11 protein-coding genes are annotated in these 12,785 nt (G+C 68.1%); 9 read left to right on the plus strand and 2 right to left on the minus strand.

Going from position 1 to position 12,785, the window contains the following annotated elements:
* Nucleotides 1–343: 343 nt before the first annotated feature.
* From VGZ32_RS16240 to VGZ32_RS16260, 5 genes are all read left to right on the plus strand, one after another.
* Nucleotides 344–1,231 (plus strand): terpene synthase family protein, encoded by an 888-nt coding sequence (locus VGZ32_RS16240; RefSeq protein WP_326886887.1) that lies wholly within the window; start codon nt 344–346, stop codon nt 1,229–1,231.
* A 64-nt stretch (nt 1,232–1,295) separates the two neighbouring features.
* Nucleotides 1,296–1,697 (plus strand): SCP2 sterol-binding domain-containing protein, encoded by a 402-nt coding sequence (locus VGZ32_RS16245; protein ID WP_326886888.1) that lies wholly within the window; start codon nt 1,296–1,298, stop codon nt 1,695–1,697.
* Nucleotides 1,698–1,709: 12 nt separating this feature from the next.
* Nucleotides 1,710–2,978, plus strand: coding sequence for a cytochrome P450 (locus VGZ32_RS16250; RefSeq protein WP_326886889.1), 1,269 nt, complete (start codon nt 1,710–1,712; stop codon nt 2,976–2,978).
* A gap of 17 nt (nt 2,979–2,995) precedes the next feature.
* Complete coding sequence (locus VGZ32_RS16255; protein WP_326886890.1) at nt 2,996–4,837, plus strand: nitroreductase/quinone reductase family protein; 1,842 nt, start codon at nt 2,996–2,998, stop codon at nt 4,835–4,837.
* Between the two features lie 93 nt (nt 4,838–4,930).
* Entirely contained in the window at nt 4,931–5,146 is a 216-nt protein-coding gene (locus VGZ32_RS16260) for a zf-HC2 domain-containing protein (RefSeq protein WP_326886891.1), read from the plus strand.
* 47 nt (nt 5,147–5,193) lie between these two features.
* Here the strand turns inward: VGZ32_RS16260 and VGZ32_RS16265 are convergent, their stop codons facing one another.
* Entirely contained in the window at nt 5,194–5,703 is a 510-nt protein-coding gene (locus VGZ32_RS16265) for a sigma-70 family RNA polymerase sigma factor (RefSeq protein ID WP_326886892.1), read from the minus strand.
* Between the two features lie 613 nt (nt 5,704–6,316).
* Here VGZ32_RS16265 and VGZ32_RS16270 point away from each other — a divergent pair.
* Both VGZ32_RS16270 and VGZ32_RS16275 read left to right on the plus strand, forming a co-directional pair.
* Nucleotides 6,317–6,781, plus strand: a complete 465-nt coding sequence (locus VGZ32_RS16270) for a hypothetical protein (RefSeq protein ID WP_326886893.1) — start codon at nt 6,317–6,319, stop codon at nt 6,779–6,781.
* 325 nt (nt 6,782–7,106) lie between these two features.
* A complete protein-coding gene (locus VGZ32_RS16275; protein WP_326886894.1) occupies nt 7,107–8,858 on the plus strand; it encodes an alpha-galactosidase D in 1,752 nt (583 codons plus the stop codon).
* A gap of 132 nt (nt 8,859–8,990) precedes the next feature.
* Here the strand turns inward: VGZ32_RS16275 and VGZ32_RS16280 are convergent, their stop codons facing one another.
* Entirely contained in the window at nt 8,991–10,565 is a 1,575-nt protein-coding gene (locus VGZ32_RS16280; RefSeq protein ID WP_326886895.1) for a metallophosphoesterase family protein, read from the minus strand.
* Nucleotides 10,566–11,292: 727 nt separating this feature from the next.
* On the opposite strand from VGZ32_RS16280, the gene VGZ32_RS16285 reads away from it, so the two are divergent.
* A complete protein-coding gene (locus VGZ32_RS16285; protein ID WP_326886896.1) occupies nt 11,293–11,979 on the plus strand; it encodes a DUF4360 domain-containing protein in 687 nt (228 codons plus the stop codon).
* A 171-nt stretch (nt 11,980–12,150) separates the two neighbouring features.
* Nucleotides 12,151–12,785 (plus strand): type 1 glutamine amidotransferase domain-containing protein (locus VGZ32_RS16290; RefSeq protein ID WP_326886897.1); only part of this gene is annotated, 635 nt, incomplete at its 3' end.

Here is a 12,785-nt window from a genome sequence, read left to right on the forward strand (position 1 = left end):
CGGGTGAGCAGGGCGCTCCTGCCGACGGCTAAATCGCGAAATTTGTTTGAACCCTGGGTGGGTGTGGCTCGTTACAGCGGGGCACCAAATTCCACCGGGCGCGCGAGATGCTGGAATACCTGGCAGGAGGGCCGAGATGACTCGGGGTGGTCTGCGTGGCGCGGGGGCCGATCGGCTGACGGTGTTGCGCACGGCCCTGGACAACTGGCCGTTGCCGCTGGCCTCGCACGTCAATCCGCTGGCCGACGAAGCCGTGCGGCGGCAGCAGTCGTGGCTCTCCAGACACGCTCTGGCGGACGTCGGAGATCACTCGGATCCCCTCGTCGTGCTGCAGGCCCCGCGTGTGGCGGCGCTCGCCTATCCCCGTGCCGACTTGTCGACACTGTCGCTGGCTGCCGACTGGACCGCTTGGTTCTTCCACTTCGACGACTACTTCGACGAGGGGCCACTGGGCACGGCGGAGCATCGGGCCCGTCAGACGGTTGACTTCATCCGCGACGCCCTCGCCGGTCACCCCCGCGACGGCGCGCCCCACGGTGAGCAGTCGCTGCTTCGGACACGCGAGGCATTCGCCGATCTGATGGCCCGGACACGCGCCATCATGACCGACTGGCAGTCGCGGATGTTCGTCTTCCATCTGGAGTCCTATTTCAAGGCGCTGGTGACCGAGGCCGTCAACCGCGAGCACGACGCCATTCCAGATGTCAGGTCCTACTGTGTTCTACGCCGCGACACCGGACCGGCACGGCCGCTGCTCGACCTCGTCGAGCACACCGAAGGAATTCGCCTGCCGCAGTCGTTCCACGGGTCGGCGCTGTTCGGTCGCTTGATGGACGCCGCCGCCGACGTCGCCGGGTGGATCAACGACGTCTTCTCCGTGTCGAAAGAACAGGACCGAGGCGAGTTCCACAATCTCGTCCTCGTGCTCGCGCATGCCGTGGAGATCGACCTCGTCACCGCCGTCCGGCTGGCGATCATCAAGATCGGTGAAGGTCTGCGATTCCTGGACGGCGCCACGCCGGAGGTGGACGAGTGGTGTCTGGCGGCCGGCGTGTCCGAGGCCGAGAGGCTCGCCATCCAGTGCTGGGTGCGTGGCTTGCGCGACTTCCAGAACCACGCCGACTGGTACGTCGACCACGCCCGCTACGCGACCTCGCAGCACTCCCACGACTCCCCCGGCGGTTCACCCTCGCCCGCGGTCCAGGCCTTGCTTTCGAGTGCACCGATCTGACGCTCAGTCAGCTGCCGGTGGCTCGTGACCAGCACCAGCACTCGATGACAGGAGGCGCATGCACATGTCGTTCAACGATGCCGCAGAAGTCCACAGGTACATCGGCGGCATCTTCCGCGAGGCGTTCGAGGACGACGAGATCGGCCCGAGACTGCGGGCGACCGGCATCGTCCTGCAGTTCCGTTTCTCGGAGCCGGACGCCGTGGTGGTCATCGACACCGTCAACTCGACCGTGACCGACGGCACCGGCGCAGCCAGACCGACGGCGGTGATGTCGACGTCCGCCGACACCGGCAACGCCTACTGGCAGGGCAAGGTGAACCTCCCCCTCGCCATGGCCAGAGGCAGGGTCAAGGTGGAGGGCAACGTCGCCGGCCTGCTGAAGCTGGCCCCGCTCGGCAAGAAGCTCTACCCGCGGTACGTCGACACGCTCAAGCGCGACGGCCGCGACGACCTCCTCATCTGATCGGAGGATGCGATGACCACGACAACCTCGACCTCGGCCCGGACGCGACGGGCGTACGACCCGCTGAGCGTTTCCCCGCTGGCGTTCTGGGCGAAGACGGCGGAGGAGCGCGAGGAGACGTTCAAGGTGCTGCGCGCGCAGCGGCCGGTCAGCTGGCATCCGCCGCTGGAGGGGTCCCTCGTGCCCCCGGAGAACGACGGCGTGTGGGTGGTGACGACACACGAGCTCATCACCGAGGTCAGCAAGAACCCGGAGATCTACTGCTCGAGCAAGGGGTTCCAGTTCGAGGAGATCCCCGAGGACGTCAACGAGGCGGCCGGATCCTTCCTGGGCATGGACGCGCCGCGGCACGGACGGCTGCGCCGCATCGTCAGCTCGGCCTTCACCCCGCGGCAGATCGCCAGGATCCAGGAGCAGGTCCGCAACCAGGCGAAGAGGATCGTCGACGATCTGCTCGCCGCGGGCGAGGGCGACTTCGTCGCGCTGGTCTCCAAGCGCATGCCGATGTGGACGATCTACGAGATGCTGGGCCTGGACGTGGAGCGCCGGGAAGAGGCCGCCGGTTACGGCCACGGCCTGGTCTCCTGGGCCGACGAGGAGGTCGCCGCCGGCCGGGAGCCCGGCCAGGTGATGAGCGACTCGCTGGTCGGCCTGCTCCGCGTCGGGTTCGAGTTCCTCGAGGAGCGCCGCCGCCACCCGAAGGCGGACCTCATGACCAACATCATCAACGCCGAAGTCGACGGTGTCAGGCTGACCGATGACGAGATCGCGTCCTTCTTCGTCCTGTTGGCCGTGGCGGGCAACGGCACCACCGGCAACACCATCACCCTGACCGTCAAGGCGCTGCAGGACCATCCCGATCAGCGGGAGCTGCTGCTCGCCGATTTCGACGGCCGCATCGACACGGCCGTCGAGGAGTTCGTCCGCTTCGCGTCGCCGGTCATGACGTTCCGCCGCACCGCCACGCAGGACACGGTGCTGGGCGGACAAGAGATCCGCGAAGGCGAGTGGGTCGCGATGATCTACTCGTCCGGCAACCGGGACGAGAGCGTCTTCCCCGACCCGTATCGCTTCGACATCACCCGCGACCCCAACCCGCACCTCGGGTTCGGCGGCCGTGGCCCGCACTACTGCCTGGGCAACTTCGTGGCGAAGATGCAGTGCCGCGAGGTCTTCGACCAGCTGCTGCACCGGGTGCCGAACCTCCGCGTCGGCGAGCCGGACTATCTGGTGGGCAACTTCGTGCGCGCGGTCAAGGCCATGCCGTGTACCACCCGATGACGTTCGAAAGGACAGCGATGCGTAGTACGGCGATTGTCGTAGGCGCCAGCGTCGCCGGGCTCGCGGCGGCGCGCGTGCTGAGCGACCACTTCGAGTCAGTCATCGTCCTGGAGCGCGATGAGCTGCCGGATACGAACGCTCCGCGGCGTGGCGTTCCGCAGGGACCGCACTCGCATGTCCTGGTGGCAGCCGGGTTGCGCGAGTTCGAGCGCCTGCTGCCGGGATTTCAGGCGGATCTGGTCTCTGCCGGGGGTACCGCCATCGACATCGGTTCCGAGCTGTACCTGTCCCGGTACCACCGGGCCTGGCCGCGCGTGCCGAGCGGGATCGAATTCATGTCCATAAGCCGTCCGATGCTCGAGTTGATCCTCCGTGACCGCGTGGTCAAGCTGCCCGGCGTGGCGATCCGTGCGGGGGCCGCGGTGACGGCGCTGACGGGCGCATCGGACGCGGTGACAGGGGTGGAACTCGCCACCGGTGAGCACATCGCGGCGGAGCTGGTCGTCGACTGCACCGGCCGGGCCGGCCGATCGGACCGCTGGATGGCCGATCTCGGTCTGCCGGAGCCGGAGCAGGTGGACGTCAAGATCGGACTCGGCTACGCCACCCGGCTCTTCCGGCGCGGTCCCGACGACCTGCCCGGCTGGAAAGGGATCGTCACGCTGCCCGAACCGCCGCGGGAGACCACGGTGGGCGTGGCATTCCCGATCGAGGACGACCGGTGGCTGGTCAGCCTCATCGGATGGCACGTCGATGCCCTGCCGGACGAGGACGAGTCGTTCGCGGCCGCCGTGGCGGCTCTGCCCGACCCGGCCATCGCGGACTTGCTGGGCCGGGTCGAGCCGCTGACCCATCCGGTGACCGCGCGGCTTCGCTCGAACCATCGGCGGTTGTTCGAGCGGCTCGACCGCGTGCCGGCGGGCTATGTGGCGCTCGGCGACGCCGTCTGCAGTTTCAATCCGTTCTACGGTCACGGCATGACGTGTGCGGTCCAGGAGGCGGTCGCTCTCGGAACCGCGCTCGAGCGGCATGGCCGGGCGAGCGTGGGGATGGTTCGCGACTACTACCAGGCGGCGGCCGCGGTGGTCGCCACGCCGTGGCAGGTGGCGGTCGACGGCGACTTCGCCTACCCCGAGACCACGGGCCCGTGCCCGCGCGGTGTCGGTGCCCGAAACTGGCTCGCGACGCGGCTCATGCTGGCCTCACAGGTCATTCCGGAATTGAAGACGACGTTCTTCGGGGTCTTGCAACTGGTGCTGCCGCCCGACCGATTGATGCGGCCGAAGGTCGTCATGCAGGCCCTGCTGCACGGCCGGCACCCGGCTGGGCGCAACCCGCTCACGTCGTTCGTCCGGCAGCAGAGCAGCCGACACTGGCTCAAGACCCTCGGCCTCGCCTCGGCGCCGATGGATCGGTTCGTCGGCCGGGTCAGCCACGGCCGGATCACGATGCTGGGCCTGGTCGGGCTGCCGTCGCTGATGCTCACCACGACCGGGCGGCGCAGCGGGCTGTCGCGCTGTCAGCCGCTGCTGTACACGCAGGACGGAGACGGGTACGTAGTGGCAGGCACCAACTGGGGTCACCCCGCCCACCCCGGATGGTCGGCGAACCTGCTGGCCGAGCCGGCCGCGATCGTCGAGGTGCGGGGCCGCCGGATCCCGGTGCGCGCAGCGTTGGCCGAGGGCCCGGAGCGGGAACGCCTCTGGCGGGTGATCACTGCGGGGTGGCCAGCGTATCAGACCTATGCCGCCGCCACCGAGCGGAGCATCCGCGTCTTCCGGCTGGTGCCCCAGACCAGGGGTCGCGAGCAGGACGTCTGGCAGGCTCCAGCAGGCAAATCGAAGTCAGGAGCCGCGTAAGGACGTAGAGACTTAGACACATAGGGATCCGGCCGCGAAGCACTCAGCCCAGCCCTCGCCGCATAAAAGCGACGGCTTCGGTACCGTGTGTCCATGGATCCGGCATACCAGGCAGCTGGCGCGCACCCGGAAAACCTGGGCGCCTACGCGCTGGACGCTCTCGATCCGGCCGAGGCGGAGGCGGTGCGCAGGCATACGGCTCACTGCCGCGAGTGCAGACAGCAGCTTGACGAACTCGTCGAAGCGAAGGACGCGCTGGACCGCGTGCCGCTGGAAGCCTTGCTGGACATTTCACCCGACTTCGCCTGACGGCACGTAACCCTGCTGTAGCGGAAGCGGATGATCACCGCCGACGGTCAGCCGGGACGTGCCGGTGTGAGCTGGTTTCGCAGGGCGCGCAGGCCGTAGTGCAGCCGGGACTTGACCGTCCCCGGCGAGACGCCCAGCATGCTGGCCGTCTCATCGATGGTGCGGTTGAGGTAGTAGACGTGCACGATGGCTTGACGGTGCGGTTCGGACAGCGCGGACAGCGCCGTCGCCAGCGTCACCGACCAGACCAGGCGCTCCACCTCGTCGTCATCCGAGTCCGGGGCGGCGATGTCCTGCCCGGTCAGCGTCACCGGCCGGATGCAGCGCGACCGGTACTCGTCGATGAAGATGCGGTAGGCGGCGGTGAACAGCCAGCTGCGGGTCGCCGCCTCGCCCAGGGTCAGCTGGTGGCGAGCGCGCCAGGCCCGCACCATCGCTGCCTGAACGATGTCCTCGGCCCACTGCACATCCCGGGTAAGCCGCACCACGTAGCCCTGGAGCAGCGGCCGGTAACGCTCGTAAAGCATCCGCGCGAACTCGTCATCGGTGCCGGTCACGACGTGTTCTTCCGGGCCGCGCTAGTCGCCTGCGCTCATGCTGCCGATCTCGCCCATCCGCCCGACCGGGTGCAGACCGGCGATTCCCCGTGACGCGCCGGTGATGACTGCGACCTTCTGGGCATGGGGGTTCATGAACGAGTCCTTCATCGAAGAAAAGTGAGGAATGTAGTGCGCCGGTCGTAGGCCCCTGCGCGGGCCGTGCCCCTACCCCTACCCGAGCGACGACGCTGCGCCTATCCGTTGTCACGCGCTGTATCCCCAACAGGCAATGTTCGCTGACCAACTGGCCCATTTACTTGCGGACGCTCTCGGCGGTGAGCGCGGCGAAGACGCCGTCGGCGCGGGCGGCGGCGACGGTCAGATCGTGGAAGAAGGCTCATTTAACGGGCGCGATACTCCGTTGACCGGTACCGCGGAAGCTCTCATTGCGTTCCTGGCCCAGACAGGGTTCGACATCAAGGCACGGTACGGGGACTGGGAACGCGGGCCGATTACAGAGCACAGCAAGGAGATCGTCACGGTCGCCCGGTGGCATTGCCCACGGTCGGCCGTTTGCAGCCGGGACGCGCGCCGTAGGCATCCGGCGAGGTCGTAGGGCAGGATCGTGCCCATGGGACAGGGATACCGGCACCCCCATCTGCCGTCCACCGAGGCGGCTGCCACCGCGATCCGCGATATCGCGCGCGAGTACAACCGATCCGTGACCGTCACCGACGACATCGGCGCAGACCAGACCTCCCGCCGCATAACCGCCGGAGCGCTCGGCATAACCGATCCAGACGGCTCACTCCCCCACGAGGCTTACCTCGAACTCGCAGGCTCCCCGGAAGTCACCGTCCAGCTCTTCCCGGAGGACGACGCGACGATCACCGTCGACGGGGTCGAATTCCCGGACCTCCCCCGCGACGCCGTCCCCGCCTTCCTCCGCTCCATCTACAGCGGACTGGCCTTCGTCGAGGCAAAGACCTTCCCGCCCGCGATGTGGCTCACCGTGCCGCTGCCCGGCGACGAGACGTACAAGGAGCTGATCGTGCGCACCACGCTCACCCCATGGCTCTCTCGCAACGCCCGGTGAAACGCCGACACAGCGTCCGTGTCGGTGTCGGTGTCGGTGTCGGGGCGGGCGGCTGCTGCGTCTGTTGATCACAAGACCCGCGGCGTCCGGCGCGTCGGAGAAACCTCCCGTCCATGTAACAGATTCGAACATTTTCAAAGAAAAACTCGATCACTAGGTCACAGATATTGACAGCCGGCTTCCCCGGCGATGAGATGCGCGTGACACGGACAGGCGCTTCTCGGACGCACCGCGCAGCGTCGCCTCGGCCCGGCATCTCGGCGGGCCCGCGCGGCCGCCTTCCGTGCGGCTCCGTACCGACGAAGACCTGTCTTGAGGAGATCGCGTGCGCCCACCGTCGCGGAAAATACGAGTACTCACAGCCCTGGCGCTGGCCATCGGCCCGGCCGTACTGCTCACCGGGGCCCTCCACTCCCCCGCCGCGGTGGCGGAGAACAACGGCGTCGGGCTCACCCCGGCACTGGGCTGGTCCAGTTGGAGCTTCATCCGGCACGACCCGACCGCGGCGAAGATCGACGCGCAGGCCGACGCGATGAAGAACAGCGGACTGGCGGCCGCGGGGTTCCAGTACGTCAACGTCGACGACTTCTGGTATCAGTGCCCGGGAAGTCAGGGCCCGAATGTCGACGCCTACGGCCGCTGGGTGACCGACACCGGCAAGTTCCCGGCTTCCGGCGCGACCGACGGGATCCAGGTGGTCGCCGACCACGTGCACGCCGACAGGCTGAAGTTCGGGCTGTACGTGACGCCGGGGATCTCCAGCCAGGCGGTCGCGAAGAACACGCCCATCCTCGGCACGAGCTACCACGCCGACGACATCGCCACCACCGCGGCGGAGAAGAACTACAACTGCCACGGCATGGTCGGTATCGACTACACCAAGCCGGGCGCCCAGGCGTTCATCAACTCCTGGGCCGACGAGTTCGCCTCCTGGGGCGTGGACTACGTCAAGATCGATGGAGTCGGCACCGGCGACATCCCGGACATCAAGGCCTGGTCCGCGGCGCTGAAGCAGACCGGCCGGCCGATCCACCTCGAGCTGTCCAACAACCTGAGCATCAGCGCCGCCTCCACGTGGCAGCAGTACTCGAACGGCTGGCGCACCGGCGGCGACATCGAGTGCTACGGCTGCGAGAGCGGTGGGAGCAGCTATCCGCTCACCGACTGGTCCCAGGTGCAATCCCGCTTCGCCCAGGTCGCGAACTGGCAGCCATACGGGGGACCCGGCGCCTTCAACGACTACGACTCCACCGAGGTCGGCAACGGCAGCAACGACGGGCTGACCGCACCGGAGCGCCAGTCGATGATGAGCCTCTGGGCGATGGGCGCCAGCCCGCTGATCCTCGGCACCGACCTGACCAACCTGGATCCGACCGACCTGTCCTACCTGAAGAACTCCGCGGTCCTGGCGGTCGATCAGGACTCGATCGACGCGGCCCGCATCGTCAACAGCGGCAACCAGCAGGTCTACAGCAAGACCGAATCGGACGGCAGCGTGGTGATCGGCCTGTTCAACTACAGCGCGACCAGCAGCCAGACCGACACGGTGAGCCTCTCCGCGGCGGGCATCCACTCCGCGACGACGGCCACCGACCTGTGGACCGGCCGCTCGCTCGGCACGATCAGCGGCAGCTACAGCGTCAACCTCGGACCCGGCGCCGTCCAGCTGATCAAGACGGCACCCGGCGCGGGCTCGGCCGGGATCCGCATCGAGGCGGAGGCGTCGGGGAACACCATCGCCGGCGCGGCGCGGATCGCCTCCTGCTCGGCCTGCTCCGGCGGCGAGAAGGTCGGCTACATCGGGAACGGCTCGGCCAACTACGTCACCGTCAACGGCGTCGACGAGTCGAAGGCGGGCACTTATACGCTCACCTTCGCGTACCTCGTCAGCGGCACCCGCACCTTCGACATCAGCGTCGACGGCGGCCCTGACATCGTCGAGACACTGTCCGGCACCAGCTTCTCCACCCCCGTCAACGCCAGCATCCCCGTCACCCTGAACGCCGGCGCCAACACGATCAAGTTCCACAACGACACCGCGTACGGCCCGGACCTCGACGTCATCACCGTGAGTTGACCCGGCGAGCCGACCGGAGATCATGAGCAGCCTAGGCTTGTCGGTCTCCCGAACTGTTCGGGAGACCGACAAGCCCAGGCGAGCGCGGTTGTTGGCGTTTCGGCGCCGGAATCGCCGGTCCGCGATCGGCGGTCAGCGCTCCCCGTCAGAGCGCTTGCGGTGCAGCGTGAACTGCTCGAACACCGACAGGTCGCCGTGCGGCTTGTTCACGTTGTAGTAGGTCACGTACATGCGCGTGGTGTCGCCGGGGTGCCGGCCGGGGTCGACGGCGAACGACGCGAAACCGTACGGGTGCTGGTCGTCCCGCGTGCCCGCCCAGATCGCCTCCTCCTGGACGTAGATGGAGTTGCCGCCGGAGTACGCGGTGAGGACCTTCGCGGTGCCGTCCTGGAAGAACGACTGGTAGCTGGTACCCGAGACGCCGCCGCCGCCGAGCACCATGTGCACAGTGCCCATCGAGGTGTCGATGTCGTCGGTGGCCTGCGAGACCGGGTCGGGAGTCAGGGTCGCGCTGCCCGACACGACGCCGCACACGGCGAGCGAGCGCTCGTAGTCGTGCTCGTGGCCGCAGACCACCAGATCGACGCCGTACTTGTCGAACAGCGGCCCGTAGTTCTGCCGCAGTCCCAGGTCGCAGCCGCTGGCGTTGGCCGTGCTGAGCATGACCTGGTGCATCGCGACGACCACCCAGTCGATGTCCCGCGAGGAGCGGGCGGCCCGCAGTTCCCGCTCGAGGAACGCGAGCTGCCGGCCGCCGGAGTAGCCGGCGATGTAGTAGTCGCTCGCGTGCTGGAGGACGAAGTCGTCGTTCTGCAGCACGATCACCCGCACCGAGCCGACGGTGAACGCGTACCACAGGCCTTCCAGCTCGGGGTCGGTCTCGGTGGACGGCAGCGTGAAGTACGCCTGGAAGCCGTCCATGCCGATGGGACCGTTGCCGGCCTCGATCTCGTGGTTTCCGGCCGCGGGCATCCACGGGCGGAACCGGGCCGAGCGGGTGTTGTTGGTGAAGAAGTTGTTCCAGGTGCGCACCCGGTCGACGTCTCGGTTGGCGTAGCACAGGTCGCCGTTGAGCAGGTGGAACAGCGGGGCCACCTGCTCGATGCCGGTCACGATGTCCTTGCTGGCGGGCGTGGAGTTGTTGTCCAGCATCACCGTGCCGTCCGTGTTCCACGACACCTGCGGCGCCGCCTGGTCGCCGAAGCTGGTGAAGGTGAACGGGGCGCGCCCGCGCGGGGCCGTGCGGAACGTGGCGCTGTCCGGCGAGGCTCCCTCGTGCGACACGAGATACACGTAGTCGGTGGCCGGGCGAAGGTGGTTCAAGGCCGCGTGGTGCACGTACACGGTGCGTCCGGACGCGCCGTCGACATATGTGCGAGTCTGGGCGTCCGCACTGGAGCCGAAACCGTCCTCGAGCGTGCCGTACATGACGCGGGGCTTGTTCACGGGCCCGTCGGTGAGCCAGGAAACCACCATCTGGGTGCTGGGATCCGCACCGAAGGTGAGATGCAGGCCCTGGACCGGTGACGCCCCGGTCGAGCCCGGCGTCAGGCTGATCGCGGGCGCACCGGCCTGCGCTGCCTCTGCGGGGCTCGCACCGAGCAGGGGAATCGCGGCGGCGCCCGCCCCCGCAGTACCCAGGAGCCCGAGAGCATGACGACGACTTAGCCCGTCGGTCGAGTCGGGCCCTCCCACCAATGCAACCATCTTGATGCCTCCACATGTCGCTGCCGAGGATCGAAGAGTGGCGCCCGTTGACGGCCAGAAGCTAAACGCCGCCTTTCGTACGCAAGTTCAGACGGCGTCCGGGGACCTACATCCACGCGCGCATTTAGGAATGGGAGCGGAGCGGATGGTAACCGTCACTTCACGTGAGTGACCCGCTGCGTTCGGCCCGTGGCGGCCGGAATGCCGAGCCAGGTCCGGGCCGTGCCCCGCGGGCCGGGCCGAGGACGAACCGCAGGTGCTGCATTTCTCCGACTTCGAACACATGCCCGAAGCTGTTCCCGGCCTCACGGCAGCGATTGAGGAAGCCTCCGACCCCCGTGCAATGCCCTCCGCAATCGCCAAAGTCAGTGGTCGGGTGGTCGATGGCGAGGCTCCTCGTCGCCACCCGACCACTGTCCGGAAACACCGCGGCGGCGCCCTGCGCGACCCCGAACATGTCATACCGCCCGGTATGTGCGCGCTCGCGCGCGCCGAGGAGTCGAACATAAGTCCACTTCGAAACTCGACAAACCGGGCAGGCGACCGCCGATAAAGGCTCTTTTATCGCACTGCTGATTCGTAGCTGCGGGCCGGAGGAGCGCACTCCAGTTAAAGACTCTGCCTCCGCGCGCCCGTGCTCTCCCGGTGCACGCGCGTCAATGTACGCCGCAGATGTCGGACACAAATCGCTGCCTTCCGACACCTGTTCACCAGAAAGAAACCCCACATGAACAGTAAGAACTCTGTCCGCAGACTCCTGACCTACGCCGCCGCCGCGGCACTGGCCCTCGCGCTCAGCCCGGCAACGGCCCAGGCCTCCACCGTCCGTCCGCTCACCTCCCCGCCGCCCGGCCAGATCACCATCAGCATCGTGACCGTCAACGGATCGGGCTGCCCGGCGGGCACGGCCGCCGTGGCGGTCTCCCCGGACAACACCGCCTTCACCGTCACCTACAGCGACTACCTCGCCCAGGTCGGCGTCGGCGCCAAACCGACCGACCGCTACCGCAACTGCCAGCTGGACCTGAGCGTCCACGTCCCGCAGGGCTTCACCTACGCCATCGCGTCCGCCGACTACCGCGGCTTCGCTGACCTGGCCACGGGCGCGATCGGCACCGAGACCGCCAACTACTACTTCCAGGGCAACCCGCAGACCACGCCCTTGAGCCATCCGTTCAACGGCCCGTACACCGACAACTGGGAGGGCGTCGACACTGTGCCGGTGGCGGCCCTGATATTCGCTCCCTGCGGCGCCCAGCGCAACTTCAACGTCAACACCCAGCTGCTGGTGAACCCCGGCACGTCGGACACGCACACCACCAACAGCTTCATGACCATGGACTCCACCGACGGCAGCGTCACGACGATCTACCAGTTCGCCTGGGAGCAGTGCCCCAGCACTTCCCACAAGTGATCGGCCGCTGACCCGCGCGGGCCCGATCCGCGCGGCACGCGGTGAACCAGGTGAGGGGATCTCCGGTCTCGGGGGTCCCCTCACCCCCGTTCCCCCGAAATCGCGAAGCTGCCCGACGCTGCGGCCGCCCTCGACGGCCGCGGTGCCATACTCATCGATGTGCATGTGCTGATGCCCCTGCCCGATCGCGACTTCGACGTCACCGAGGTCGCGGTGCCGTGGCGGCTGCTCACCGACGCCGGACACCAGGTCGTCTTCGCGACACAGGACGGCGGCAGCGCGCCCGCGGCGGACCCGCGGCTGCTCACCGGAGTGATCTTCGGCCAGCTGGGTGCGGCTCCCGAACCGGCCGCCTTCTACCACGCGATGACCCAGGCCGCCGAGTTCCGCGACCCGCTCGCGTGGAACGCCATCGAACCGGCCGCCTACGACGGACTGATCCTGCCCGGCGGACACGCCCCCGGCATGCGCCAATACCTCGGCTCCGCGCTGCTGCAGGAGAAGACCGCCGCGTTCTGGGCACTGGACCGGCCGGTCGGCGCGATCTGCCACGGCGTGCTGGTCCTGGCCCGCGCGAAGAACCCCGCGACCGGCCGCAGCGTGCTGGCCGACCGATCCACCACCTGCCTGCCCAAATACATGGAACGCAGCGCGTACCTGCTCACCGCCTGGCGCCTGGGCCGCTACTACCGCACCTACCCCGCCTACGTACAGGACGAGGTCGTCGCAGCCCTCGATGACCCGGGCCGGTTCCAGCGCGGGCCACGCGTCGCCAGCACCCGCGGCACCGCGACCGACGACCGCCC

Origin of the sequence: Actinocrinis sp. (assembly GCF_035938995.1) — a bacterium.
Lineage (GTDB): Bacteria > Actinomycetota > Actinomycetes > Streptomycetales > Catenulisporaceae > DASZGI01.